Consider the following 26718-nt stretch of genomic DNA (forward strand, 5'->3'; position numbering starts at 1 on the left):
AGTGGTCCAGAGTAGGTTAGCCTCGCCTTCGTGTCCGGGAAGGTGTTGCGTCAGGCGATCACGAGCCAGCGGCGTCACCTCCTCACGGCCTCGGCTCTCGCCGCCACACACCAAGGCTGCGAGGCCGCCGTTCCCCTTCTCGTCGGCGTCGTGATCGACGAAGCCGTCGCGACGGGATCATGGCCCGCGCTCGCCGGTCTGCTCGCCACACTCGCCGCCGTGTTCGTCGCCCTTTCGCTGAGCTACCGCTTCGCGGCCCGCCGCGCGGAGCTGGCCGCCGAGGAGGCCGCCCACGAACTGCGGCTGCGCGTGAGCCGCCGAGTCCTCGACCCCCGTGGCACGGCCGATGCGGGCCGCCTCCCCGGCGAGCTCGTCTCCATCGCCGTCTCCGACACGCGGCGGGTCGGCGCGGTGAACGGTGCCCTGCCGTTCGCGGTGGCCGCGCTGGCCGGACTCGTCGTGAGCGGCGTCGCACTGCTGCGGATCTCGATCCCGCTGGGGCTCCTCGTGCTGCTCGGCACGCCACCGCTGCTGTGGTTGTCGCACCTCGTCGGCAAACCACTGGAGCGGCGCAGCGCGCAGGAGGCCGAACGCGCCGCCGACGCCTCCGGGCTCGCCGCCGACCTCGTGTCGGGCCTGCGGGTGCTCAAGGGAATCGGGGCCGAGGCCGCCGCGGTGGAGCGTTACCGGCGCATCAGCCGTTCGGCGCTCGCGGCGACGCTGCGAGCCGCCCGCGCTCACGCTGGCCACGACGGCACGATCCTGGCCGCGACCGGCGTGTTCATCGCCGCGGTGGCCCTGGTGGGAGCGCAGCTCGCCGCCTCGGGCGCGATCAGCATCGGCCAGCTCGTGTCGGCCGTCGGGCTCGCGCAGTACCTTCTCGGGCCGTTCCAGATCTTCGCGTGGGCAGGCGGCAGGATCGCGCAGGGCCGCGCGTCGGCCTGCCGGGTCGAAGCCGTGCTCGCCGCGCCTGCGGCCGTGCCTTCCGCCGCAGGAGGCGGAGCGGCTGGTGCGACGCTCCGTGGTGCAGGGTCAGCACTGCGCCTTCACGGCGTGACTCATGGCGCTCTCGATGGTCTCGACCTCGACGTCTCCCCCGGCGAGTTCGTCGGGGTCGTCGCCGACCCGGCCTCGGCGCATGACCTCGTGCTGTGCCTCGGCCGTGAGGTCGAGCCAACCTCGGGCGAGATCGTCCTCGACGGCGTGCCGCTGCGGAACCTCGACGCCGGTGCCGTTCGCGCGACCGTGCTGACCGCCGCACACGACGCCGACCTGTTCGAGGGCACCGTTGCCGACAACATCGGCGGTGCTGGCACCGCGCTCCGCACGGCACTGGCCGCCTCGTGTGCCGACGAGGTCGTCTCGTCGCTGCCCCACGGGGCCCACACGGCGGTCTCCGAAAGGGGCCGCTCGCTCTCCGGAGGGCAACGTCAGCGGATCGCGCTCGCCCGCGCGCTCGCCAGGAACAGTCCCGTGCTCGTCCTGCACGACCCGACCACCGCCGTCGATGCGGTCACGGAGTCACGCATCGCCGCCGCGCTGCGCGGCGCGCGAGCGGGTCGCACCACGATCCTCGTCACCACGAGTCCCGCCCTGCTCGCCGTCACCGACCGCGTCCTGCTGCTGCGCGACGGCCGCGTCGAGAAGATCGCGACGCACGCCGACCTCGTGGACACCGACGCCGGCTACCGCGAGACGGTGCTGTCGTGAGCGGGGACGAGTTGCTGCCCGTCGCCTCGGGACGGCGCACCGCGGCGGCCGTCGGCGAACTGCTGCGCCGGGTGTGGCCCCTCGCGGTGTTCGCGTTCGCCGTCCTCGCCTCCGGCACCGCGATCGGGCTGCTGACGGCGCCGCTGCTCGGCCAGCTGGTGGACCTCGTCGTCGCGGGCGACACCGACTTCACCGTGCCGGTGCTCCTGCTGGCCTGCGTGGCGCTCGCCGGAGGAGCGACGACGGCATGGGGACTCGCGCTGGTGTCCCGGCTTGGCGAGACCATGCTCGCCGAGGTGAGAGAACGGTTCGTGGAGAAGGCACTCGCGCTGCCGCTCGACCACCTCGAACGCGCCGGGTCCGGCGACCTCACCTCACGCGTCACCAACGACGTCACCATGATCGCCCGTTCGGTGCGGGAAGCATTACCCGAACTGGGCCGCTCGGCGCTGACGATCGTGCTGACGCTCGGCGGCCTCGCGGTGCTCGACTGGCGATTCCTGCTCGCCGCGCTGCTGGCCGCGCCCATCCAGTTCGCCACGGCCCGCTGGTACGTGCGGCGGTCAGGGCCGCTGTACGCGCGGCAGCGCAGGGCGGACGGCGCACTGCAACAGCAACTGCTCGGCACCCTCGGCGGAGCGCGAACCGTCCGCGCTTTCGGGCTCGGCGACGATCACGTCGGGCGTATCGACCGGCGCTCGCGGGAGGTCGTCGGCACGACACTGTCGGCCACCCGCCTCGCGACGCGGTTCTTCTCCCGCCTCAACGCGGCCGAGTTCGTGGGACTGTCCGCCGTGCTGGGCACCGGATTCGTGCTGGTCGCCGGGGGTGCGACGACGATAGGCACTGCCACGGCCGCCGCACTCTACTTCCACAGCCTCTTCAATCCCGTGAACGCCGCGTTGTCCCTTGTGGACGACGCGCAGTCGGCGGCGGCTGGGCTTGCCCGGCTCGTGGGCGTGTCGGACCTCCCGGGGCCGCCAGGGCTGACAAGGCTGACAGGGACGTCGGGCCTGCCGGCACTACCGGACTCGGGGACGCCAGGGACGCCCTTCCCTCCGGAATCGGCGGAGCTGCCAGGGTCGCCAGGACCTCCGGTGCCGCCGCGGGGCCATTCACCCTCGGATTCCTCGGTGAAGCTCGCCGACGTCGGCCACGCCTACGTGTCTGGCCACGATGTGCTCGCCGACGTGCACCTGGAGATCGCCGCCGGTGAGCACGTCGCCCTCGTCGGCGCCAGCGGGGCGGGCAAGACGACACTGGCGAAACTGGTCGCGGGCGTGCACGTGCCGACTCGCGGCACCGTGACGCTCGGCGGCGTGGCCGTGCCGGACCTCCCTCCCCGGGCGCTGCGCCGCACGGTGGCCCTCATCAGTCAGGAGGTGCACGTCTTCGCGGGCCCGCTCTCCGACGACCTCCGGCTCGCGAAACCGGGCGCGGGAGACGACGAGCTGGTCGCGGCCCTGGACCGGGTCGGCGCACTGCCATGGGTGCGCACACTGCCTGATGGCCTGTCCACAGTGGTCGGTGAGGGTGGGCATCGGCTGACCGTCACGCAAGCGCAGCAACTCGCCCTCGCCAGGCTGGTGCTCGCCGACCCCGCCATCGCGATCCTGGACGAAGCAGGCGCCGACGCGGGCAGCGCGGGAGCGCGAGTCCTCCAGCGCGCGGCGGCCAGGGCGGTGGAGGGCCGCACGGCAATCGTGGTGGCCCACCGGCTCACCCAGGCGGAGGCCGCCGACCGGGTCGTCGTGGTCGAGGCCGGTCGGGTCGTGGAGACCGGAACCCACGCCGAACTCCTGGCGAGGCAGGGCCGCTACGCCGAACTGTGGAAGGCGTGGGGCCGCTGACGCCGTGTCCGCACCCTGTGCACGGGCGTTGGCACTTCTAGAACAAGCGTTGGCACCTCACGCACAAGCGTCGGCACTTCGTGCACGGGCGTTGGCACTTCTAGAACAAGCGTCGGCACCTCATGCACACGTGTCCGCACCTCACGCACGAATGTCCGCACGCCATGTACGGCCTCACGCGGTCACGACCGCGCGCCACACCCCTCCAGAACGACGTCCACGACCTGATCGGCGAACTCGCCGGTCACCGGCATCTGCCGCAGGATCACCCGTGACCACACCGCGCCAGCCAAGAGGTCGAGCACCAAAGCCGGGTCCACCGAATCGGACAGTTCCCCGCGCTCGGCGGCGCGGCCGAACACGGCACGTTCGCCGGACAGCCGGTCGGCGAAGAACTCCCGCGCCAACCACGCCAGTCTCGGCCGCCCCGCGACGGCGGACAACGCGGCGGCCACGACACGGGACGTCGAATCTTCGGTCAGCAAACGCACCACACGGCGCACCAGAACTCGCAGATCACCGCGAAGGCTTCCGGTGTCGGGCACCTCGAACCGCAGGAGCGACGACTGGATGATCGCCGCACCAAGCAGCGCATCCTTGTCGGCCCACCAACGGTAGATGGTCGTCTTGTTCACACCCGACCGGGCTGCCACGCCCTCGATCGTGACCCCGTCGTAGCCGCCTTCGGCAAGCAGCTCCAGCGTGACTTGGTAGATCGCCTGCGCCTGACGAGGGCCGCGGCCTGCCCGCCGGCTTCCGGGAAGTTTGTCGTCCACACCCCGCAGCGTACGCACCGAGCCACAACGCAACGTAGCGTTGTGTTAGGTCGCACTGTGAGGGTTTAATACAACGCAACGTTGCGTTGCATTTAAGGAGATCTCATGATCGGCACTCCACTCCCCGTGGTGTTCTTGCACGGCATCCGCGTCAGCGGCACGATGTGGCGACCGCAGCTACGCGAGGTCGGTCGGCATCGTCCTGTGTCGGCCCCCGACATGCCAGGGCACGGGCACCGGCGCGGGGAACGGTTCACGATGCGTTCCGCGGTCGAAACGGTCGCCGAGGAGATCGACGCGCTCGGTGGTCGCGCTCTCGTCGCAGGGCTGTCGATGGGCGGCTACATCGGTATCGCGGCAGCCTCTCGCCTAGGTGAACGTGTCGCCGGGCTGGTCGCCATGGGCTGCACGGCGGCACACCGCCCCTCGTTGACGGTGCCGTATCGGTTGACAAGCCGCCTGTTCAACGCTCTTCCCGACGGTGGCGCCTGGCTCAACCGGCAGATCTTCGCCGCTGCGGCGGGGCGGACGGCTGCGGCGGCCATCGGCGAGCGCGGCTTCGCCACCGACGCGGTCTCCGACGTGCTCGACGCTCTTCTCGCGTTCGACCCCGTGGAGGAACTCGCACGGTTCACCGGACCCGTGTGGCTCGTCAACGGCAGCCGTGATCACTTCAGGGTCGATGAGCAGCGGTTCCTCGAAGCCTGTGTGGACGGACGACTGGTGATCGTGCCCAAGGTCGGCCACCTCCTGTCGTTCAGCACGCCGCATGTCGTGGCACAGTTGATCAACGAGGCTGCGGAACACGTCGAAGACACCGCGCGACCACAGACGGCGTGAGTTGGCTCTGGGGCCTGCCACCGGACGAGACCAGGTCGGACGCCGGGCCGCTACGCACGGCGCATACCCGCGACCGGCCCCGACGTCAGCAGGACGGTGCCGGGTGAGGAGGTGACACAAGACCGCCTCCGGGTTCGTCCGCGCGAGACGTGGCAGCGGCGTTCCGGCCTGCGGCACACGTGCGAGAAGTGCAAACACACGTGCGAGAAGTGCGGACACACGTACAGGAAGTGCGGACTGGCGTACAGCAAGTGCGGACACACGTACAGGAAGTGCGGACACGCCCGGGACGGTTTCGGTTACCTCAGGCTGGCCGGGCGCAGGTCGGTCCAGTTGGTCTCCACGTAGTCGAGGCAGGCTTGCCTACTGTCCTCGCCGAACACCACGCGCCAGCCATCGGGCACGTCGGCGAACGACGGCCACAGCGAGTGCTGGTCCTCGTCGTTCACCAGCACGAGGAAGCGCCCCTCTGCGTCGTCGAACGGATTCGTCATCGATTTTCGTCCTTCCGGTCGTCGGCCGGTGCGGCCGATTCGGCTGGCTCAGCCAGTTCGGTCAGTGCGGCGGTCAACTCGGTCACGAGCGACTCCGCCCCCGCCCCGTCGAGCACGCCGCCCGCGTGGGCGAGGTAGCAGTGGAGGTCGCCGCCCTCCCTCTGGCGGGGCTCGTAGAAGCTCAGCGTCAGGTCCCACGTCGCCATCGCCGTCGGAACGGCCTCCAGCGCGCCGAGGCCGCCTTCCAGTTCGGGGAGGTGGGCCTGTTCGTGCTGGACGAGCAGCACCCTCGGCCGCACGCCCGTCGCCTCTACAACGTCGGCGAACGGCACGCCTGCGTGCGCGAGCGCGGTGAGGGTCGCGCCACGCACCCTGGCGAGCAACTCTCCCGTGCCCGGCCGATCCGAGAGATCCGTGCGCAGGACGACGGGATCAGCGAAGCAGCCGACCAGATCGGTGAGCCGTTCCTCGGGCCTGCCTGCCACGAGGGCCGCCAGCGGCACGTCCGCGCCCGCGCCGCGCGCCGCGAGCGCCCTCACCGTCGCGGCCAGCATCATCATGAACCGGCTCACGCCGTTGGCCCTGGCCACTCGTGCCAGCGCGTTCGCGAGGTCCGCGCCGACGGTGAACGGCACGACGTTGCCTTCTTCGCCGGTGCGCTGCGGCAACGCGAGGTCGCCGACACCCGCCAACGTCTCGCGCCAGTGGTCCAGGCTCGTGTCCGTCACCTCTTTCGCGGTGACCTCCCCGGCCCAGGCGGCGTAGTCACCGTAGGAGAGGGGCAGCGGCTCCCAGCACGGTGACGTTCCGGAGAGCCGTGCCGAGTACGCCGTGTTCAGGTCCCGCAGCAGCGGCACCACCGACCACTCGTCCACAGCGAGGTAGTGCATGGCGAGCAGCAGCACATCCTCCTCCGCTCCTCGCACCAGCGTCGCCCGCAGCGGCGGTTCGTCGGCGAGCGAGCAGCCGGAACGCGCGAGCCTCCGTAGCACCGGACCGACTTTGTCCACATCGGACTCGACAAGGAGGCAGGGCGCCGCCCCGAGGTGCCGCTCGACCCCGTTGTGCCCCACCACGAACCGGGTGCGCAACGGCTCGTGCCGCTGGGCGACGTCGGCGAGTGCGCGCTCCATCGCCTCGACGTCGAACCGCGCGTTCGAGCGCAACGCCAGCGCGTGGTCGAAGCCGCCGTGGCGCCGGTACTGTGCCCACTGCCAGCGCTGTGGCGGCGCGAGCGCGGTGTCGTGGCCGCGACGGCGGACCGGCACCTGGTGTCGCACGCGGTCACCTGCCCTGTTGCGGAGCAGTTCGGCGAGCCCCGCCACGGTCGGAGAGTCGAAGAAGTCCGCCACCGTGATCTCGACGGCGAAGGCCGCACGCAGCCGCCCGAGCAGCCGCATCACCGCCAGCGAGTGCCCGCCGAGCCGGAAGAAGTCGTCGCGCACTCCGACGTCGTCCAGCCCGAGCACCTGGGCGAACAGCGCGGCGAGCACGCGTTCGCGCTCGTCGCGGGGCCGGTCGTCGCCGGTGAGCGCGTTCCAGTCGGGCAGCGGCAGTGCCGTGCGGTCGAGCTTGCCGTTGGGAGTCAGCGGCAGCGGTCCTTCGAGCCGCACCACCGTGGCGGGAATCAGGTAGTCGGGCAGCCGCGACCGCAGGTGCTCACGCCAGTCGAGGTCGGGAGTGCTCCCTTCGGTGACGACGTAGCCGACGAGCCGCACCACGTCGCCGTCCCGGTGCGGCACGACGGCGGCCTGCCGCACGGACGCGTGCTCGGCGAGCGCGGCCTCGACCTCGCCGGGCTCGACGCGGAAACCTCGGATCTTCACCTGGTCGTCGCCGCGCCCGAGGAAGTCGAGAGTGCCGTCGGCGCGCCACCGCACGCGATCTCCCGTGCGGTACATGCGCGCTCCGCCGGCTCCGAACGGGTTGGCGACGAACCTTTCCGCCGTCAGCCCCGGCTTGCCGAGGTAGCCGCGCGCCAGCCCGCGCCCCGCGACGTACAGCTCGCCGACCACACCGACAGGCACCGGCCGAAGCCGGGTGTCGAGCACGAAACACTCGGTGCCGGGGTCCGGCCTTCCGATGGGCACCGGCCCGCGCAGGTCCTGCTTCGCCTGCCACAGTGTCGAGTTCACCGTGGCCTCGGTCAGCCCGTACGCGGCGATGAGGTTCACCTCGCCTGCCCGCCTGCGCACCAGTTCGGGAGACACCGTCTCGGTTCCAACGAGGACGGTGCAGCCGCGCGGCAGGCGGCAGTCGTCCGGCAGCGCCGACAGCAGTGACGGCGGCAGGATCGCGTGCGTGATGCCCTGCGCGGTCAGGAATTCGGTGAGCGCGGCTTCGGGTGCTCTCGTGTGGTCGGGCGCGATGACGAGGCGCCCGCCGTGGCACAACGCCATGACGAGTTCGAACACGAACACGTCGAAGCCGATCGAGGCGAACTGCAACACCCGGGATTCCTGGGTGAGGTCCATGCGGTCGATCGCGGTGGCCAGCAGGCTGGCGATGCCGTCGTGGGTGAGCACGACGCCCTTGGGCCTGCCCGTCGAACCGGACGTGTAGATCACGTAGGCGGCTTGGTCGAGCGACGACACCGCGACCTCGACGGGCCGGTCGTCCTGTCCTGCCTCGGACAGCGCGGCCGGGGCCACGACGGAAATCCCCGACGGCAGCCGGTGGCGCGCCTCGTCGGTGGCCACCACCACGTCGGCTCCCGCGTCGGAGATCACGTATGCGAGGCGGTCCCGAGGGTGGGCGACGTCGATCGGCAGGAACGCGGCCCCGAGCTTCGCCGTCGCCAGCACCGCGGCGACGGTCTCGGCCGACCTCGGCACCGCGACTCCCACCACACTGCCCACGCCGACACCGAGATCGGCGAGCTGCCGGGCGATGCGGTTGACGCGGGCGTCGAGCTCCGCGTACGTCAGCACGCGATCGCCGTCCACGACGGCCACGGCGCCGGCCCTTTCCTCGGCCGCCCGCACGAACAGCGCGGGAAGCGACAGCTCCACGACGTCGCGCGGCGCTGTCGCGAACTGCCCGCACACCAGTGCGCGTTCGCTGCCGGACATCACGTCGAGGTCACCGATCGGCACGTCGGGGCGTCGCGCGGCCTCCACGACGACACGGCCGAGGCGGCCCGCGAGCGCGGACACCGTCGCGGCGTCGAAGAGGTCGGTGCTGTACTCGATGCGGCACGACACCCGGCTGTCCCATTCGGTGAAGGCGAACACGAGGTCGAACTTCGCCGTGCCTCCCTCGTGCCGCACGAACTCCGCGTCGAGCCCTTCGAGCGCGAAATCGGCGCCGACCCGGTCGTGGTAGCCGATCATCACGTCGAACAGCGGGTTGCGCGCGAGCGAGCGGGACGGCCGCAGCCGCCGGACGACGGCCTCGAACGGCACGTCGGCGTTGGCGAACGCGGCGAGGTCGGTCTCGACCACCCGCCGCACCAGCTCGGTGAACGTCGGATCGCCTCCGGTGTCGGTGCGCAGCACGAGTGTGTTGACGAAGAAGCCGACGACCTCGTCGAGTGCGGCCTCGTCGCGGCCGGCGACGGGTGTGCCCAGCGGGAGGTCGGTACCGGCGCCGAGTCGCGTGAGGAGGGTGGCCACGGCGGCGTGGAGCACCATGAACATCGTGGCCCCGCTGTCGCGGCCGAGTTCCCGCAACCGCGCGCACGCCGCCGGGTCGAGGTCGAACTCCACGGCTGCGCCTCGGAAGGTGGGCCGCGCCGGACGTGGCCGGTCGTAGGGCAGGTCGATCTCCTCGGGTGCCGAGGCGAGCGTGTCCTGCCAGTACCGCAGCTGCCGTTCCTCCACGGCGTCGAGCAGCCGCCTCTGCCAGAGCGTGTAATCGACGTAGCGAACGGGCAGCGGCGGCCAGTCCGGCAGCTCACCGCTGTGGCGAGCCGCGTAGGCGGTGGCGAGGTCGCGCAGCAGCGGCCGGTCGGACCATTCGTCGGTGGTGATGTGGTGCAGCACCAGCGCGACGACGTGCTCCCGCTCCGAGACCCGCAGCACCGAACAGCGGATCGGCAGCTCCCGCGTCAGGTCGAACGGCCGTGCGACCGCGTGCCGCACGCGCGCGGCGAGGTCGGCTCCGTCGGCCACCTCGGTGAACTCCACGTCGAGACTCACCGAGGTGAGCACCCGCTGCACCGGTTCGCCGTCCCGTTCGGCGAACACGGTGCGCAACGCCTCGTGCCTGCCCACGACGTCCGCGACCGCCTCCCGCCATGCCGCGACGTCGAAGGTGCCGGCAAGCCGCAGCACGAGCGGGAAGTGGTAGGCGGCCCCTGCCCCGTAACCGGTGTGGAGCAGCCACAACCGCCGCTGCGCGGGAGAGGCGGGCCACTCCTGCCGGGCTTCCGGCTCCGCACTCAGCGGGACGAGCGGGGGACGCACGCGCTCACGGAGCCGCCCGGCGAGCGCGGCGACCGTCGGTGCCTCGAAGAGATCGCGCAAGGACAGCTCCGCGCTCAGCGCGGCCCTCGCCCTGCCGATGAGCCTCGTCGCCACCAGCGAATGCCCGCCGAGGTCGAAGAAATCGTCGTCGATGCCGACCCCGGGCGCGTCGAGCAACTCGGCGAACAGTTCACACAGCACACGTTGCTCGTGGGTGCTCGGCGCGCGGCTTGCTCTGCTCCCGCTCGCAGGGTCGCGCTCCGGGAGCGGCAGGGCGGCGACGTCGAGTTTGCCGTTGACGGTGAGTGGCAGCGCGCCGACCTCGACGACGGCGCCCGGCACGAGGTACTCGGGCAGCCGGGTCCGCAACCAGGCCCGCAACGACAGTCCGATGTCTTCGGTGACTTCGCCGTTGCCGGTGCCTCGCGCACCTTCCCTGCCTTCCCTGCCTCGCCGCACGACGTAGCCGACGAGGCGGCCGTCGCGCGCCACCACGGCGGCATGTGCGACGTCCGCGTGCTCGCGCAACACACAGGCCACCTCGCCCGGCTCGACACGGTGGCCCCTGATTTTCACCTGGTCGTCGGTGCGGCCGAGGAAGTCGAGCATCCCGTTCGATCGCCTGCGCACCAGATCACCGGTGCGGTACATACGGCCTCCCGGAGGGCCGAACGGGTCGGCGACGAACCTCTCCGCCGTCAACGCGGGACGCCGGTGGTAGCCGCGGGCGAGCCCGGCACCCGCGATGTACAACTCACCGGGTGTGCCGTCCGGCACCGGCCGCAGGTGCGTGTCGAGCACGTACGCGCGTGTATTGAGAATCGGCGTTCCCACGGTGGGCGTGGTGCTGTCGCGCGTCGATGCGCCGAGCGTGTTGATGGTGTACTCGGTCGGCCCGTAGAGGTTGTAGCCCTCGGTGCCCTCGGTGGTGTTCAGCGTGCGCCACAGCGAATCCGGCACCGCCTCGCCGCCCAGCAACACCAGCGGTGGCACGTGGCCGTCCAGCAGCCCGGCCTCGATGAGCAGTTCGGCATACGTCGGCGTCACGTTGACGACGTCAACGCGGTGCTTCTCGCAGTAGGCCACGAGCGCTTCGGCGTCCCGGCGCAGATCCTCGTCGCAGATGTGCACCTCGTGGCCCTCGACGAGCCACAGCAGTTCCTCCCACGACATGTCGAACGCGAACGACACGGTGTGTGCGACGCGCAGTCTTCGCCCTCCCGCCGACGCGACGACGGGAGCGAAGATGCGCTCCCTGTGGTTGATCACCATGTTCGTCAGCCCCAGGTAGGGCGTGACCACGCCCTTGGGTCTGCCGGTCGAACCTGAAGTGTGGATGACGTAGGCGGGGTGGCCGAGCCTGCCGGGCCGATCGGCCGCGAAGGCGGGGCACTCGTCGTCGTGGATCGGGCCCTCGGAGAATCCGGCCAGCTCAGCCGACACGGCGTCGTCGGCGAGGTCCACGGTGCGACCGGAAAGTTTCGGCACGGCGGGTCCGTGCGAGGAGGTGAGCACACACACCGGGTCGCATTCCCCGACCATCCAGGCCAGTCGTTCGGCCGGGTGGTCGAGATCGAGCGGCAGGTACGCGGCACCTGTGCGCAGCACGGCGAACAACGCCACGACCAGGTCCACGGACCTCGGCAACGCCAGTGCCACGATCCGTTCCGGCGCGGCACCTCGGGCGAGCAGCAGCCGGGCCATGCGGTTGACGCGCCCGTCGAGTTCGGCGTAGGTCACCGTGTCGTCGCCGCACACGAGCGCCGTCGCTCCCGGATTCCTCGCCGCGGTGTGCGCCAGCAGATCGGCCACGGTCTCGGTTCCGACGTCGGCGCAGGGCCCCCGCCAGCTCTCCACGACGGCGGCCTGCTCGTCTCGCGTCAGCAGGTCGAGCGCGCCAACCCGCACGTCCTCGCCGTCCGCCAGCCGCCGTACCACGGTGACGAACCTGTCGAGGAGGCGGTTCGCGGCCTCGGTGTCCAGCGCGTCGGGCCGGACGGCGAGCGTGACCCGCAGCCGCTGCCCCGGCGTCACGATGAGGCTCGCCGCGTAATGCGTGCCGTCCACATTGGATATGCCGAGGACCCCGTGCCGCGTCCTGAGCCGCTCGGTCCTGCGCTCGCCGTCGTCGGCGCGCAGCACGAACAACGTGTCGAACAACGTGCGGGTGCCCACCGCGCGCTGGATGTCCGCGAGCCCAGCATGCGAATACGGCAGAGTCGCGGCGCGTTCTGCCTGCACTCGGCGCAGCAGCGCCCCCACCCGCTCGTCGGGGTCGAGCCGCACCCGCTGCGGCACGGTGTTGAGGAACATCCCCACTGCCGTGTCCGCGCCGGGTACCTCGGCGGGGCGGCCCGACACCACCGCCCCGAACACGACGTCGTCGCGACCCGTGACCGTGCAGAGCAGAAGTGCCCACGCGGTGCTCAGCACGGTGCCGAGGGTCAGGCCGCGCTCACGCGCCCACACCCGAATCAGGTCACTGTCCTGGCGCGACAACGTGGCATGCACGTCGGCGGGGATGCTCGGCCTCGCATTCTCGCCCCCGAGCAGCGTCGGTTCGGTGAGACCCGCCAGCGTCGCGCGCCAGGCGTCGAGCGCGGCGCCGTCGTCCTGGGTGGCGAGCCAGGCGAGGTAATCGCGGTACGACCCCGGCCTCGGCAGATCGCGCTGCCCCTCGTAGAGCGACAGCAAGTCCTCAAGCACCAACCAGGCCGACCAGCCGTCCCAGAGCACGAGGTGGTGGGTCACCACCAGCCGGTCGCGCCCGTCCGGCATCCGCAGCACGAGCAGCCGGAACAGCGGAGGTTGGGTGAGATCGAACCGCCGCCTGCGGTCGAGCGCGAGGGTTTCCGAAGCCTCGTCCTCGCCGTCCACGACGTGCTCGATGATCGGCACCTCCACGCCGTCGGCCAGGTACTGCACGGGACGTGCCGCCCCGTCCCCGGTGAACCCGGCGCGCAGGACGGGATGCCGGTCGAGCAGCGCCGCGCACGCCGCCCGCAGCCGGGGCAGCTCGATACGACGGTCGAGGTCGAGACGCTCCTGCGACACGTAGACGTCGAGTTCCGCCGCGTCGTAGGTGGCGTGGAAGTACAGCCCTTCCTGCAACGGCGACAGCGGCCATACGTCGCTGATCGGGTGCCCCGCCAGCGCGGTGAGGTGGGCGAGCTGAGCCTCGGTCAGCTCGACCGCCACCGGCGCGGGTGTGCGATCCGCCGTGTCGAGTGCGCCGAGTTCGCTCGCCCTCGCCGCCAGCGCGGACGGGGTGCGCAGCTCGAAGACCTCCCGAGGCCCGATCAACAACCCGGACTCGCGAGCGCGGCTCGACACGGCGATGGCGGTGAGACTGTCGCCGCCGACGACGAAGAAGTCGTCGTCAGGGCCGACCGCCCGCAGCCCGAGAACGTCGGCCATCGCCTCGCACAGCACGCGCTCCCGCTCGGTGCGGGGCTCATCCGGCGAGGTGGCCGCCTCAGGGGCGGGCAGCGCCGCGAGGTCGAGCTTCCCGCTCGGCGTCAGCGGCAGGTCATCGAGCAGCACGATCGCGCCGGGCACGAGTGCCTGCGGGAGCATCCGCGCCACCGCGTCCCGCACCACACCCTGCGACAACCCCGGCGCGGACGGCACGACGTAGCCGACCAGCGTTCCGTCCGCGACGGCCACCGCGGCCCTCGACACACCGGCCACCCGCGTCAGCGCGGCCTCCACCTCACCGGGCTCGACCCGGTTGCCCCGCACCTTCACCTGCCGGTCGGTGCGACCGAGGTAGACGAGTACGCCGTCCGGCCTTCGCAGCACCAGATCGCCGGTGCGGTACATGACGGAACCGGGCTGGCCGAACGGATTCGCCACGAACCGCTCGGCCGTCAACCCGGAACGCCCGTGGTAGCCGAGCGCGAGTTGCACCCCGGCGAGGTACAGCTCACCCGCGACGCCGTCGGCGACCGGCCGCAGCAGCGGGTCGAGGACGTATGTCCGTGTGTTCCACACCGGCTTGCCGATGGGCACGGTCGCCTCGTCGTCGGCGACCCGGTTCCCCGAGAGCGGCACTACCGGCGCGCGGTGCCAGGTGACGTCGATCGCCGCCTCCGTCGGCCCGTACAGGTTGTGCAGCGGCACACCCGTGAGCTCCCGCCACCGGCGCGCCACGTCCCCCGGCAACGCCTCACCGCTGGCGAAGGCCCTGCGCAGGCTCGCCGCCCAGCCTCCTTCCCGCACGGCTGTCACGAACGCCGCCAGCATCGACGGCACGAAATGCAGTGTCGTGACACCTTCGGCGCGCACGACGTCGGCGAGGTACGCGGGGTCGCGATGGCCACCGGGCCGGGCCATCACCACCCGCGCGCCGACACGCAGTGGCAGGAACAACTCCCACACCGACACGTCGAAGCTGATCGGGGTCTTCTGAAGCACCCGGTCGTCGCTGTCGAATCCGTAGTGGCACCGCATCCACTCCAGCCGGTTGTCAACGGCCCGATGCGTCACCACGACGCCCTTCGGCAGGCCCGTCGAACCGGAGGTGTGGATGACGTAGGCGGGGTCGTCGAGCGCCGGTTCCGGAAGCGGGACTCCGCAGGGCTCGCCCCGCTCGCCCACCGCGACGTACTCCAGGTCGCACGCCGCATCGCAGGCCACCGCCGCACTGCCGTCGGTGACGACGAGCCGCGCGCCCGAGTCGGAGAGCAGGTAGTCACGGCGCTGCCGAGGGTGGTCCGGGTCGAGCGGCAGGTACGCGGCACCCGTGCGCAACACGGCGAGCAACGCCACCAGTAGGTCGGCGGACCTCGCGACCGCCACGGCCACCACCTGCCCCGGGCCCGCGCCGCGCGCCCGCAGCACCTCGGCGAGTCCACGGGACTCGCGATCGAGCGCGGCATAGGTGAGGTGACCGTCCCACGCGCTCACCGCGACGGCATCAGGCGTGTCCGCGACCTGATCGGCGAAGGCCCGCACCAGCGTCCTCGCGCGAATCCGGCGCTCGGCCGTGGCGTGCCCTTCGGAGTCCTTTGTGGATGCCGGACGCAGTGCGGCGATCCCGGTGTCCGGGTCGTCGGCCAGCGCACGCAGGATCGCCACGTAGCGGTCGGCGATCCGGCGCGTCGCGGACTCTCCGATGCGGTACTTGAACCGCAGCAGCAGCCGCGGCGCCGGGTACGCCACCAGCGCCAGCGGGTAATGCACGGTGTCGTGGACCGCCACGGCGGCCAATAGAAACGAGTCGCCGGTCCGGGGCTGGTTCTCGACGACGACGAGCGTGTCGAACAGCTCCCCGGCGTCCCTGTGCAGGTCGGTGAGCCGCACCTGCTGGTGGTCGAGCAACGCCGACTGCTCGCGCTGCCAGCGGGTGAGCGCCGAACACAGGGTGTCCTCGCCACGAACCCGGAACCGGGCAGGCACCGTGTTGGCGAACAATCCGGCCATGGCCTCGATGCCGTCCACCAGCACGTGACGGCCCGCGACGGTGCTGCCGAACACCACGTCGGTACGCCCTGTCAGCTCGGTGAGTAGCAACCCCCACACGCCGTGCACGAGCGTGCCGAGGGTAAGCCCCCGCTCGCGGGCCAGCATGGTGAGCCGGTGGGTCAGCCCGGCGTCGATCCGGACGTCGAGGTCGCCGACCTGGCCAAGGTTCTCCTCACCGGCCCGAAGGTGGGTCCCGAGCCCGTTGGTCGCCCCGAACCGGCCGGTGAACACCCTCGTCGGCTCGGCCCCGGCCAGCGCGGTGCGCCACACCGACGCGGCCTCGGTGGTGTCCAGCCGCGCGAGCCATGCGAGGTAGGGCCGGACGTCCGGCGGTGGCGGGAGCGCGAGGTCGGGCTCACCGAGTTCACGCAGTAGCAGGGCCAGCGACCAGCCATCCACCACGAGGTGGTGCAACCTCAGCACGAGTGTCGAGGAACCCACCAGGGTCGCGCGCAGCAACGGCGGCTGCGACAGGTCGAAGTCGCCGTCATCGGCGGCAGCGGCATCAGCACCTTCGGCGACGGCGGCGTCAGCGGGATCGGCTGCGACGGCCTCGACGGCGTCAAGGGCGGCGGCCTCAGCCGCAGCGGCGGCGATGGCCGGGTTCCCGATCGTGGGCGTGTTGTCCGGTACCGACGTGGGCGCGGCTGTGCCTCCGTCCCCGGAAAGATCGGCCACCTCCCGCCACGGAAGCTCCACGTGCTCGGGGATGTGTTGGGTCACGCGTCCCTCGCCCGACTGCCGGAATCCCGCGCGCAGCAGTGGATGCCGGTCGAGCAGGCGCGCCAGCCGCGCCCTGACCAGCTCCGGTGACGTGCCCTCGGCCAGCTCGGCCACCACCCGGACCACGTAGGGGTCGTCCTCCCCTTCGGCACGGAAGGCTGCGTGGAAGAAGAAGCCCTCCTGCAACGGCGACACCGGCAACTCGCCGCCGAGGCCGGTGGTGTCGATGCGCCTGGCCCCGAGTTCCACGGCGCTCACGCCGGCGACGCCCACAGTGCCCGAGTACACAGTGCCCGAGTCCACGGCACCCGAAGCACCCGAGCGCACAGCTCCTGCGTCCACAATGGACCCGGATCGAACCGGACGTGCGACGCTCGCCAGCCCGGCCACCGTGGGCCGCTCGAAGACGTCGCGGGGACTCAGTTCCGTGCCCAGCTCTCTCGCGCGCCGCACGAACCGGACGGCCACGAGGCTGTCGCCGCCGAGCGCGAAGAAGTCGTCGTCCACCCCCACCTCGGGCAGGCCGAGCACCTCGGCCATGAGCGCGGCGAGTTCCCGCTGCCGCGGCGTCGTGGGTTGGCCCGACGAGGCGAGCGCCGTCCAGTCCGGGTCGGGAAGGGCGCGCCGGTCCACCTTGCCGTTGGCCGTCAGCGGCAGGACCTCCACCGGCAGCACCACGCCCGGCACAAGGTGAGCAGGAAGCCGCTCTGCCACGAAGTCACGCACCGCACGGGGTTTCGCCTCACCGACCGTGTACGCGACAAGCCTGCGCACGCCGCGCTGGTCCTCGCGGGCCACCACGACGGCCTGCCGCACCTCGGGATGCGCGAGCAGTGCGCGCTCCACCTCGGCCGGTTCGACCCGGTGTCCCCGGATCTTCACCTGGTCATCCGTCCTGCCGAGGAAGTCGAGGACCCCGTCCGCGCGCCAGCGCACGCGGTCGCCGGTGCGGTACATGCGTGCCCCCGCCACACCGAACGGGTCGGCGACGAACCGCTGCGCCGTGAGCGCGGACCGGCCCAGATAGCCGAGCGCGAGGCCACGTCCCCCCACGTAGAGCTCGCCGGCCTCCCCGATGCCGACCGGCCGCAACGCGGTGTCGAGCACGTACACGCGAGTGTTCGGGTCCGGCCTGCCGATGGGCACCGGCTCACTCCAGCCCGGTTCCGCGTGCCAGAGCGTCGAGTTCACGGTGGCCTCGGTGAGCCCGTAGGCCGCCACGACCCGCAGCCGCTTCGACCAGCGCGCGACCAGCTCCGGCGGCACCGTCTCGGTGCCCACCACAAGCACCGCTCCCTCGGGCAGCTCCGCGTCGTCAGGCAACGCCACCACCAGTGACGGCGGCAGGATCATGTGCGTCACGCCGTGCTCGGTGAGGTAGCCGGTGAGTTCCCTTCCCGGAACGCGGCGCCACTCCGGCACGACGACGGCGCACCCGCCGACGCACAACGACATGGTCAGGTCCCACACGGCGACGTCGAAGCCCACCGACGCGAACTGCGCCACCCTGCTGTCCGCGTTGACGCCGAGACGATCGACGGCGGTGGCGACGAGGCTGCCGATGCCCTCGTGCGACACCACGACACCTTTCGGCACGCCCGTCGAGCCCGACGTGTAGATCACGTACGCGGCGGAGGAGAGCGGTATCTCGACGTCGAGGTCGCCCGCGTCATACGCGGCGAGCTTCCGGTGATCCACCGCCTCGACGACGGTCCGCGCGCGCGAGTCGGTGACGAGGAAGTCCAGCCGCTCGGCAGGCAAACCCGGGTCGAGCGGCAGGTAGGCGGCGCCAGCCTTGAGCACCCCGAGCAACGCCACCACGAGGTCGGCCGAGCGGGGCACCGCGACGCCCACCACGTCACCGGCTCGGACTCCGTCGGCGCGCAGCCACCGCGCGAAGCGGTTCGCCGCAGCGTTGAGTTCGGCGTAGGTGAGCCTTTCGTCCTCGCACACCACGGCCACGGCGTCGGGTGCGCACGCGACCCGCGCCTCGAACGCCTGCGGCCAGCCGCGTTCGGCCACGTCGCGTGTCGCCCCGGCGAAGTCGGTCAGCAAGCGCCGCCGTTCGCTGGCCCGCAGCAGGTCGATCGCGCCGAGCGGCCTGCTCGGGTGCTCGGTCAGCGTGTCGAACACGGTGAGCAGTCGCCCCTCGTGCTCCTCCAACTCGTCGGCGGCGCACGCGGCGTCGAGTTGCACGAGGAGTCGCTCATCGCCCGCCCGCTCGTACACGGCCACCGACAGGTCCGGAACGGGCCCGAGTGCGAGGTCACGCAACTCCACTACCTCGGGCGGCAGGTCGCCGAACCGCAGCGACCGCAGGAATCCGAGCACGTTCACCGCAGGCCCCGCGAGACCGGCGAGCCCATCGGCGTATCCGAGGTCGCGCGCGAGGTCCTCGCCCCGGTAGCGCCCGTGGCGCAGCAGCTCCGCCACCGCGCCACCGACCTCGGCCGCCAGTTCCCCGGCACTCGTCCACGGCCGCACCGTGACCCGCAGCGGCAGCACGTTCGACGCCATGCCCGGCACGTCCCTGACCGCGGCGTCACGAGCGGTGATCGGAACGCTGAGCAGCACATCCGTGGCGCCGGTCGCCCGGTGGGTGTAGGCGGCGACGGCGGCGAGCACCGCACCGGAGACCCGCTGTCCGGTACCGTCGGCGAACTCCCGCAGCGCCGACGACCGGTGCCGGTCGAGCAGCACGGCCCGCCGGTTCCGGGTGCCCGTCCGCCTTCGCACGAGCCGCACAGCCTGTGGCCGGTCGGCGAGCCGCGCGAGCCAGTACTCGCGGTCGGCCTCGTACCGCTCGCCGCCGCGATACTCCACATCGGCCCTCGTCAACGCCTCAAAAGGCCCGAAGCCCGCGCCGTCGCGGCCCGCATACCGCTGCCCCGCCCTGCGCGTCAGCAGCTGGCAGCCGTAGGCGTCGAGCACGAGGTGGTGATAGCGCTGGTACCACCACACGCGGTCGGCTGCCAGCCGCAACAGTGCCTGCCGATACGGCGGCTCACTCGCGAGGTCGCCGACCCGGGCGCGATCGGCGTCCATCCAGCGAATCGCCGCCGCCTCCGGGTCCGGCTCCGCGCTGACGTCCACCTCATCGACGCGCACTTTCGCCGGCAGACGCCACTGCCTGACTCCGCCGCCGTCGATCCGGAACCGGACGTGCAGGCACTCCGCCTCGCTCACCGTGTCGGCGATCGCCGACCGCAGCCGCTTCGTGTCCACGTCCGCGCGAAGGTCCAGGTACCAGGCGATGTTGTACACGGGATCGTCCGGCGAGAGCTGCTGCGCCGTCCAGATCCCGGACTGCGCGCGGGTCAGGGGAAAGCTCATGGGTTACCCGCCACCAACCTCGGCACCATCTCGTCGATGGCGTACGGAATGGACAGCACCGTGTTGAACGAGAACGCCGCGCCGATGTCCGGGTCCTCGTACGGCACGAACACGTCCCTGCCTGCCGTGTGCACGGCGAGCCGCTGGTACATCGGCTCCGCCCTGATGCGCTCGTTCGCCTCCTCGCTGGAGGTCACCCAGATCAGCCGGTCCACGTCGAGCACGTCGAGTCGCTCCGCACTCAGCTCGGCGACGTTCGCTCCGTCCTCGGCGATGTCGTCGATGCGGTCGTGCAGTTTGAAACCCAGCTCCTCGAAGAAGATCGCCTTGGGATCGCTGCTGGTGAACGCCGAGTACTTGCCGGGTTCGAAGCTGTCGGCCACCGCCACCGTCTGCTGCGCGAACTCGGGATGTTCCTCGCGCACCTCGGCGAACTGCTCCTCGGTCTCTTCGATCAGCCGCTCCGTGCGGGCGGGAAAGCCCAGCGCGGTGCCGATGCGCCTGGTCATCTCCTGCCACGGGGCGGCGTAGTCGGGGTAGCGACCCGGTTGGGCCACCACGTCAGCGATCCGGGACAGCGAGTCGTACTGCTGCCTGCTCATGCCGGAGTACTGCGCGACGATGAGGTCCGGCTCCAGCTCGGCGATCCGCTCCATGGCGTACTCGTCGCGCTCGCCGACGATCGTGGGCTGGTAGGAACCCCACCGCTTCTCGGTCCACGGCCACGCGCCGTAGGGGCGTTCGCCGAACCAGTCGATGACTCCCACCGGCCTGACCCCGAGCGCGAGTGCGGCGTCCTGGTCGGAGAGGCCGAGTGTGACGACCCTCTTCGGCGCCTCGGTGATCTCGGTGCTGCCGTACTTGTGCTCGATGGTGACGGGAAAAGCGCCTGGTTCCGCCGCCGGTACGGGGGGCGTTTCGGCTCCGCGCGCGTCGTCAGCCGGAGCGCCGCATCCTACCACCACGAGCGCCAGCACCCAGACCGGCACCCATGCCGGCAACCGGCCGCGTCTCCGCGTTCCCGCAGTGCGAGTGGGTGACATCGATGTGGTCCTTTCTGTTCGATGTGGACGATGCGCTCGCGGCGATCGAGTCGAGGATCTCCTTGGACCGCACGGCGTTGTTCGACAGCAGCGACGACGTAATGCCGTGGCTGTGTTCGGTCGCGCCACCCTGGACGTAGAGAGCCGCACCGCAGGCGGGCTCGGTGAGCAGGCGGTAGTCCCGTGCCACGAGCGGCCTTCCCGCCTCGTCCCGGCGCAGCATCGATGCGGTGTCGCCGAGGAGGGCCGTCACGTCGCCGTGGCGGTAGCCGGTGGCGCAGACGACGGCGTCGGCGTCGAGCACCGTGCGTCGCCCCGTCGTCAGCGACTCCACGGTGACGCGCACGCCGTCGCCGTCCTCCACCACGCCGGTCACCCTCGATGCGTTGAACACGCGCAACCGTCGCTCTCCGAGCACCTTCTCGCGGTAGTACCTGCGGTAGAGGTCCTCGATGAGATCGAGATCGACGACCGAGTAGTTCGTGTTCGCGTGATAGGCCAGCAGGCGGTCGCGCACGTCCTGCGGCGCGCCGTGGAACTCATCGACGGCCAAAGGGTCGAAGACCCGGTTGGCGAAAGGGCTGTCGTCAGAAGGGCTGTACCCGTACCGGGAGAAGACGGCACACACCTGTGCTCCGGTGAAGCGCTCGTGCAGCAGCGCCGTCGTCTCCGCCGCGCTCTGCCCCGCACCGATGACGACGAACCGCGCCGAATCGTCCAAACCGTCGAGTTTGTCCAGCAGTTCGGCGTTGTGCCACACCCTGTCCGACGCGCGCAGCCCTTCCGGAAGCGACGGCACAAGGCCCGTGGCGATCACGACGTTGCGCGCGGAGTACACCTCGCCGTCACCGGTGAGCACGTCGAACCGCGTGATCTCACGGCCCTCGGCAACGGGCCGCACCGCCGTGACCTCCGTGCCGTACTCGACGAGGTCACCGACGCGCTCGGCGGCCCAGCCGAAGTAGTCGTGGAACTCCACGCGTAGCGGGAACAAGGTCTTGTGGTTGACGAAATCCACAAGACGGCCCTTCGCGTGCAGGTAGGACAGGAAGCTGAAGTCGCTGGCCGGGTCGCGAAGGGTCACCAGGTCTTTGAGGAACGAGACCTGCATGGTCGCGTCGTCGATCAGCATTCCCCTGTGCCAGCCGAAGGACTCCTGCCGCTCGAGAAACCGGGCGCGAAGTCGCGACCGCGCCGGCACCGAGGAGTTGCGTTCGGACACGGCGATCGCGAGCGCCAGATTGGACGGACCGAACCCGACTCCGAGCAGGTCAAGGATCTCTCGCTCGCCTCGCTGCACCTCGGACATTCACGCGCCCCATCGATCGACAGCTCAGAACGTAGGCAACCCTAACCTAAGTTAGCCCTGCCTTAGTTAGCCCATTCGTGGGTGATTCACGTCCCCCGGCCGAGGGCTTGCGCGAGTTAGGCAAGCCTTGCTTAACTGTGCCCCGTTTGCCGTCGAACGCCTGGAGAATCGATGCGGATCGCGATGTTCGGATACCAGACGTGGGGCCATCGAACCCTGCGCGCGCTGATCCGATCCGGACACGAAGTGGTGCTCGCCGTGACCCACCCGCCGTCCGACCACGCCTACGAGCGCATCTGGGCGGACTCCGTCGCGGACCTCGCCACCGAAGCGGGAATCCCCGTCGAGGTGCGGGAGAGGCCCGACTCCGAACTCGCCGCACGGCTGGCCGACGTCGCGCCCGACCTCATCGTCGCCAACAACTGGCGCACCTGGCTGCCTCCCGAGATCTTCGAGCTGCCGGAACACGGCACGCTCAACGTCCACGACTCGCTGCTCCCCGCCTACGCCGGGTTCTCGCCCCTGATCTGGGCGCTGCTGAACGGGGAGAAGGAGGTCGGGGTCACCGCACACCTGATGGACTCCGAACTGGACGCGGGCCCGATCCTGGCGCAGAAGGCGGTCGAGGTCGGCCCCCACGACACCGCGACCGACCTCTTCCACAAGACCGTGGAACTCATCGAACCGCTGGTCACCGAATCACTCGACGCCATCTCGTCAGGCCGTGCCCTTCTCCGTCCACAGGAAAGGAAGCTGGCGAGCTTCTTCCACAAGCGGTCCATCGAGGACCGTCGCATCGACTGGACGTGGCCTGCCTCCGACATCGAACGGCTCGTCCGCGCCCAATCAGACCCCTACCCCAACGCCTTCACGTACTACAGGGGAGAGCGACTGCGGATCACGAAGTCGTTCGTGACCGAGAGGGCGTACGGCGGCACGCCGGGCAGGGTCTTCATCCGCGAGGGCAACGGCGTGGTGATCGTCGCTGGGGCCGACGCCCGGTACGGCCGCAATCCCGGCCTCGCCATCGAACGCCTGCGCACCGACGATGGTGCCGAACACGATGCGACGGAGTACTTCCGCGCGATGGGCGGCTACCTCACCCGGTATCCCACCGGCTGAGGTAGCCGCGACGCGGTCACAGCCGGACGAGCATCTTGCCGGTGTTGCCACCGGAGAGCAGGTCGAGGAAGGCGTGCGGTGCGCGTTCGATGCCCCGCACCACCGTCTCGGTGTAGGCGATCCCGCCGTCCCGCACCAGCGGGCCCACCTCGTCGAGGAACTCCTGACGCAGGTGCTCGTGGTCGCCGACGAGGAAACCGCGCATCGTGAACCGCTTCGCGATGATCTGCGCGAGGTTACGGGGAGCCGGTGCCGGTTCGGTGGCGTTGTACTGCGAGATCATGCCGCAGACCGCGATGCGGCCGTGCACGTTCAGCGCGCTGATCGCGGCTTCGAGGTGGTCGCCGCCGACATTGTCGAAGTACACGTCCACCCCGTCGGGCGCCGCTTCACGGAGCTGGTCGCGCACGGGGCCGTCCTTGTAGTTGAACGCGACGTCGAAGCCGAGATCGTCCCGCAGCCAGCGCACCTTCTCAGCCGAACCGGCACTGCCGATGACCCTCCCCGCGCCGCGCAGTCTGGCGAGCTGCCCCACGATCGACCCGACCGCACCGGCGGCCCCCGAGACGAACACCGTGTCGCCCTCGCGCATGCCTGCCACGTCGAACAACCCCGCGTACGCCGTGAGACCCGGCATGCCGAGCACACTCAGGTGTGCTTGCACCGGCGCGGCCTCCGGGTCGAGAACCCGCACCCTGGAGGGGTCGAGCACGGCGTGCGTCCGCCAGCCGAGGCCGTGCAGCACCACATCACCGACCGCCACACCGTCCGCGTTCGACTCGACGACCTCGCCGATCGCGCCGCCGTCCATCACCTTGCCGACCTCGAACGGGGCGACGTACGACCTGGCGGAACTCATCCGGCCCCGCATGTAGGGGTCCACCGACAGCCACGTGTTGCGCACGAGGATCTGCCCGGCGCCCGGCTTCGGCACCTCGACCTCGGCCACCGCGAAGTTGTCGAGCGTCGGCGTCCCCTCGGGACGCGACGCGAGCCGCACCTCCTTCGCTGTCTCCGCCGCCGTCACCGGGCTCGCACCTCCTCCGCGAGCTTCGCCAGCACACCGTCGTAGATCCGCCGCAGCCCCTTCGGCGCGAACGTTCTCTCGAAGAAACCACCGACGCCGCTCGCGCCCTGCCACGTGGTCTCCACCCGCACCACGCTCCGGTCGCCGTCCTGCCGCACCGCCCACGTGGTGACCATGCTCGAATTCGCATCGGTTTCCACGAGCGTGCCCGGCTCCGGCCTGCTCACGGTGGCCAGCACGTCACGCACCCGCTTCCGCGTCGCCTGCAACATGAAGCGCACCACCGTGTCCTCGCCGGTTCCTCCCTCGACCACCTCGTAGTCGCGGTAGTGCTCGGTGAGGATGCGGGGCCGCACGTGGCGGTAGTCGGCGAGCCGCTCGATCACCGTCTCGGCCTGCGCGTCGATCGTGCGCTGTGCGGTGGCCGTGACCCTGCCCATGAAACCTGCCTTTCCCGGTGGTGTCCGCTCACCTTGCGAGCCCGTCGATCACTTCCGCGCCGGGCAGCGCCGCCAGCGCCGATCCGGTGACCAGAAGCTTGCTCCCCCGGATACCGCTGCCGATGATCAGTTCCGGTGAAGCGGCGACGGCGCTGTCGATCAGGATGGGCCAGTCGGAGGGGAGCCCCACAGGCGTGATGCCGCCGTAGGCCATGCCGGTGAGTGCCACGGCCTCGTCCATGGGAGCGAACGACGCCTTACGCACGTCGAGCCTGCGGCGGATGACGTTGTTGACGTCCGCTCGCGTGGTGGCCAGCACGAGCGCCGCGGCGTAGCGCACCTCGCCTGCCCGCTTGCCCGACACGACGACACAGTTGGCGGACGCGGCCAGCGGCGACGAGTACGCCTCGCAGAACTCCGCGGTGTCGGCGAGGTTCGGGTCGATCTCGACGAGACCGACGGGACCTTCGAGCGACGACAGGGCCTTCGCGACGGGCTCGGCCACGAGGTCGGGATGGTCGGCGGCCGGAACGGGCGTGAGCGTTCCGGCAATGGTCCAGCTACTCACGCCACCAGCCTAGGCGGGGCTCACCAACTCGACCCACCGCGCTGCACCTCGATCAGCTTCGGTCTAACGTCCACGATGTAGACCAGGCTGGCGACGAGCGCGGCCAGCCAGAAGATCATGCCGGGGCCGTAGAACTGGAACAGCAGCATCGCGACCGTCGCGCCACCCGTGATGGCGAGCCACGCGGGCTTCGTCAGCCGGTCGGCGGCCGTGTAGGCGTCCGAGCGCTGCATCACGGCGTGGGCGAACGCGACGAGGCCAACGAGCACCCCGGCCCAGTCGATGACCATGACGATGTAGAAGGCGAGAGGCGGCACGACACCAGCCTACGTCAGGCGACCAACTGAGCCGAGGTTCCGACGACCACATGCGGCGGCACGGCACAGCGGTGCCTGCCGACCGCCACGACGGTCACGACTGCTTGGAACCGTTGGCGCTCTGCCGCTTGGTCGTGGCGCGCCCCTTCGCCGCACGAGTATCCGGCTTCATGGCCTTCTTCCGCGCCGAGGCGGCCTTGGCGGCCTGATCGGTCGCCGTCCCCGAGGCGGCCTGCTTGCTCTCGCCGGTCTTCGCGCCACGGGCAGGCGAACGCTCGGCGGTGGTCTTCGCGGGAACCCTCGTCGAGGCGGCCTTCACAGGGCCGGGCTTGTCCTCCGACACCTCGCCGGTCGCCACCTCGTCCACCTTCTGCTCCGCCTCGCGCGCCCTGCGGGTCAGCAGCGCCACCATCTCGTCAACCCGCTCGCGCGCGTCGGTGGTGACGACGTCAACCCGCTCCTGCGCGGCGCGCAACGCCTCCTCGAACTGCTCGATCCCGCGCTTGACCTGCGGCTCCACCGCCTGCTCCCAGGTCTGCTCCCCCGAGGAGACCAGCTTCTGGTAGAGCTTCGTCGCGGCCTCGGTGTAGTCGTCGAGCAGTTTGCGCAGCTCCGCTGGGTCGAGCCGATCCTTGATCTGTTCGAACTCCGACGGCAGCTCCTCGATGTTCTTCTTGGCCGCGTCGCTGCTGGCGCTGACGCGCGTACGCGCCTTCGACACCGCGTCGGCGACGGCCTGGCTCGCGAGGCTGCCCGCGCCGAGCGCGGCGAGCAACGACGTCCTCACCTGCTCCATCGCCGTGTTCATCACCTTGCGAACGTCCTCGGTGCGTGTGGTGGCCATGCTCACTCCTTGTGGTCTCGGCTTGCGCTCGAATCACCTGCGAGATGCGTTCCCCGGTTCTCCCTGCGGAACGACTCGTACACGTCGAGCAGCACCTGCTTCTGCCGCTCGGTCAGTGAGGTGTCGGCACGGACCGCCTCGACAACGGGGCCGCCGACGGGGTGGTCGAGAATCCCCGCCTGCACGTACAGCGCCTCGGCGGAGATGCGCAGACCCTTCGCGATCTGTTGCAGGATCTCCGCGCTCGGCTTTCTCAGCCCCCGCTCGATCTGGCTCAGATACGGATTCGACACCCCGGCCAGCTTGGAGAGCTGCCGCAACGAGATCTTGGCGTTGTTGCGCTGCTGACGGATGTAGGAGCCGATGTCCTTGCCCAGATCGGCGACCCTGTCCATCGGGCCGCCCGCGTGGTCGTCTCGCTCCGACGTCTGTGTCATGACGTCCCCACAC

Annotated in this window: 15 protein-coding genes; 4 read left to right on the top strand and 11 right to left on the bottom strand. The window is 70.8% G+C overall.

Annotation, left to right across the window (positions count from 1 at the left end):
• The first annotated feature begins 30 nt into the window (after positions 1-30).
• The gene (locus SACXIDRAFT_RS08650) at positions 31-1710 is read left to right on the top strand and encodes an ABC transporter ATP-binding protein (RefSeq protein WP_006238167.1); all 1680 of its coding nucleotides are present in this window, start codon (positions 31-33) and stop codon (positions 1708-1710) included.
• On the top strand, positions 1707-3560 hold the full coding sequence (locus SACXIDRAFT_RS08655; RefSeq protein ID WP_006238168.1) for an ABC transporter ATP-binding protein: 1854 nt from the start codon (positions 1707-1709) through the stop codon (positions 3558-3560). The genes SACXIDRAFT_RS08650 and SACXIDRAFT_RS08655 overlap by 4 nt, the downstream gene beginning before the upstream one ends.
• Before the next feature lie 182 nt (positions 3561-3742).
• Here the strand turns inward: SACXIDRAFT_RS08655 and SACXIDRAFT_RS08660 are convergent, their stop codons facing one another.
• Positions 3743-4336, bottom strand: coding sequence for a TetR/AcrR family transcriptional regulator (locus SACXIDRAFT_RS08660; RefSeq protein WP_040922546.1), 594 nt, complete (start codon positions 4334-4336; stop codon positions 3743-3745).
• A gap of 105 nt (positions 4337-4441) precedes the next feature.
• On the opposite strand from SACXIDRAFT_RS08660, the gene SACXIDRAFT_RS08665 reads away from it, so the two are divergent.
• Positions 4442-5176 (top strand): alpha/beta fold hydrolase, encoded by a 735-nt coding sequence (locus SACXIDRAFT_RS08665; protein WP_006238170.1) that lies wholly within the window; start codon positions 4442-4444, stop codon positions 5174-5176.
• 299 nt (positions 5177-5475) lie between these two features.
• Here SACXIDRAFT_RS08665 and SACXIDRAFT_RS08670 read toward each other — a convergent pair whose 3' ends face one another.
• Genes SACXIDRAFT_RS08670 through SACXIDRAFT_RS08685 form a run of 4 tightly spaced genes read right to left on the bottom strand, consistent with a single transcriptional unit; the run spans position 5476 to position 21950 of the window.
• Entirely contained in the window at positions 5476-5670 is a 195-nt protein-coding gene (locus SACXIDRAFT_RS08670) for an MbtH family protein (protein ID WP_006238171.1), read from the bottom strand.
• The gene (locus SACXIDRAFT_RS08675; RefSeq protein WP_006238172.1) at positions 5667-19598 is read right to left on the bottom strand and encodes a non-ribosomal peptide synthetase; all 13932 of its coding nucleotides are present in this window, start codon (positions 19596-19598) and stop codon (positions 5667-5669) included. Before SACXIDRAFT_RS08675 ends, SACXIDRAFT_RS08670 begins: the two co-directional genes overlap by 4 nt.
• Positions 19595-20563 carry an iron-siderophore ABC transporter substrate-binding protein gene (locus SACXIDRAFT_RS08680; protein WP_232285274.1) on the bottom strand — a complete coding sequence of 323 codons (969 nt, stop codon included), beginning with the start codon at positions 20561-20563 and terminating at the stop codon, positions 19595-19597. The genes SACXIDRAFT_RS08675 and SACXIDRAFT_RS08680 overlap by 4 nt, the downstream gene beginning before the upstream one ends.
• Complete coding sequence (locus SACXIDRAFT_RS08685) at positions 20535-21950, bottom strand: lysine N(6)-hydroxylase/L-ornithine N(5)-oxygenase family protein (protein ID WP_006238174.1); 1416 nt, start codon at positions 21948-21950, stop codon at positions 20535-20537. The genes SACXIDRAFT_RS08680 and SACXIDRAFT_RS08685 overlap by 29 nt, the downstream gene beginning before the upstream one ends.
• Positions 21951-22121: 171 nt before the next feature.
• Between SACXIDRAFT_RS08685 and SACXIDRAFT_RS08690 the strand changes: the two genes are divergently transcribed.
• On the top strand, positions 22122-23072 hold the full coding sequence (locus tag SACXIDRAFT_RS08690) for a methionyl-tRNA formyltransferase (protein WP_006238175.1): 951 nt from the start codon (positions 22122-22124) through the stop codon (positions 23070-23072).
• A gap of 16 nt (positions 23073-23088) precedes the next feature.
• On the opposite strand, the gene SACXIDRAFT_RS08695 is transcribed toward SACXIDRAFT_RS08690, so the two are convergent.
• The 6 genes from SACXIDRAFT_RS08695 to SACXIDRAFT_RS08720 form a co-directional block, all read right to left on the bottom strand.
• Complete coding sequence (locus tag SACXIDRAFT_RS08695) at positions 23089-24099, bottom strand: NADP-dependent oxidoreductase (RefSeq protein ID WP_006238176.1); 1011 nt, start codon at positions 24097-24099, stop codon at positions 23089-23091.
• Positions 24096-24539: an SRPBCC family protein gene (locus SACXIDRAFT_RS08700; RefSeq protein ID WP_006238177.1), complete on the bottom strand. Its 444-nt coding sequence runs from the start codon at positions 24537-24539 to the stop codon at positions 24096-24098. The genes SACXIDRAFT_RS08695 and SACXIDRAFT_RS08700 overlap by 4 nt, the downstream gene beginning before the upstream one ends.
• A gap of 28 nt (positions 24540-24567) precedes the next feature.
• Positions 24568-25107, bottom strand: coding sequence for a YbaK/EbsC family protein (locus SACXIDRAFT_RS08705; RefSeq protein WP_006238178.1), 540 nt, complete (start codon positions 25105-25107; stop codon positions 24568-24570).
• A gap of 20 nt (positions 25108-25127) precedes the next feature.
• Positions 25128-25424, bottom strand: a complete 297-nt coding sequence (locus SACXIDRAFT_RS08710) for a DUF2516 family protein (protein WP_006238179.1) — start codon at positions 25422-25424, stop codon at positions 25128-25130.
• A 94-nt stretch (positions 25425-25518) separates the two neighbouring features.
• Positions 25519-26268 carry a hypothetical protein gene (locus SACXIDRAFT_RS08715; RefSeq protein ID WP_006238180.1) on the bottom strand — a complete coding sequence of 250 codons (750 nt, stop codon included), beginning with the start codon at positions 26266-26268 and terminating at the stop codon, positions 25519-25521.
• A 2-nt stretch (positions 26269-26270) separates the two neighbouring features.
• Positions 26271-26705 carry a helix-turn-helix domain-containing protein gene (locus tag SACXIDRAFT_RS08720; protein ID WP_006238181.1) on the bottom strand — a complete coding sequence of 145 codons (435 nt, stop codon included), beginning with the start codon at positions 26703-26705 and terminating at the stop codon, positions 26271-26273.
• Positions 26706-26718 lie beyond the last annotated feature (13 nt).

Origin of the sequence: Saccharomonospora xinjiangensis XJ-54 (assembly GCF_000258175.1) — a bacterium.
Lineage (GTDB): Bacteria > Actinomycetota > Actinomycetes > Mycobacteriales > Pseudonocardiaceae > Saccharomonospora > Saccharomonospora xinjiangensis.

Excerpts from the sequence above, each read along its gene's own strand:
- SACXIDRAFT_RS08665 (WP_006238170.1), top strand. The coding sequence starts at position 4,442 with ATGATCGGCACTCCACTCCCCGTGGTGTTCTTGCACGGCATCCGCGTC.
- SACXIDRAFT_RS08670 (WP_006238171.1), bottom strand. The coding sequence starts at position 5,670 with ATGACGAATCCGTTCGACGACGCAGAGGGGCGCTTCCTCGTGCTGGTG.
- SACXIDRAFT_RS08675 (WP_006238172.1), bottom strand. The coding sequence starts at position 19,598 with ATGAGCTTTCCCCTGACCCGCGCGCAGTCCGGGATCTGGACGGCGCAG.
- SACXIDRAFT_RS08685 (WP_006238174.1), bottom strand. The coding sequence starts at position 21,950 with ATGTCCGAGGTGCAGCGAGGCGAGCGAGAGATCCTTGACCTGCTCGGA.
- SACXIDRAFT_RS08690 (WP_006238175.1), top strand. The coding sequence starts at position 22,122 with ATGCGGATCGCGATGTTCGGATACCAGACGTGGGGCCATCGAACCCTG.
- SACXIDRAFT_RS08700 (WP_006238177.1), bottom strand. The coding sequence starts at position 24,539 with ATGGGCAGGGTCACGGCCACCGCACAGCGCACGATCGACGCGCAGGCC.
- SACXIDRAFT_RS08715 (WP_006238180.1), bottom strand. The coding sequence starts at position 26,268 with ATGGCCACCACACGCACCGAGGACGTTCGCAAGGTGATGAACACGGCG.
- SACXIDRAFT_RS08720 (WP_006238181.1), bottom strand. The coding sequence starts at position 26,705 with ATGACACAGACGTCGGAGCGAGACGACCACGCGGGCGGCCCGATGGAC.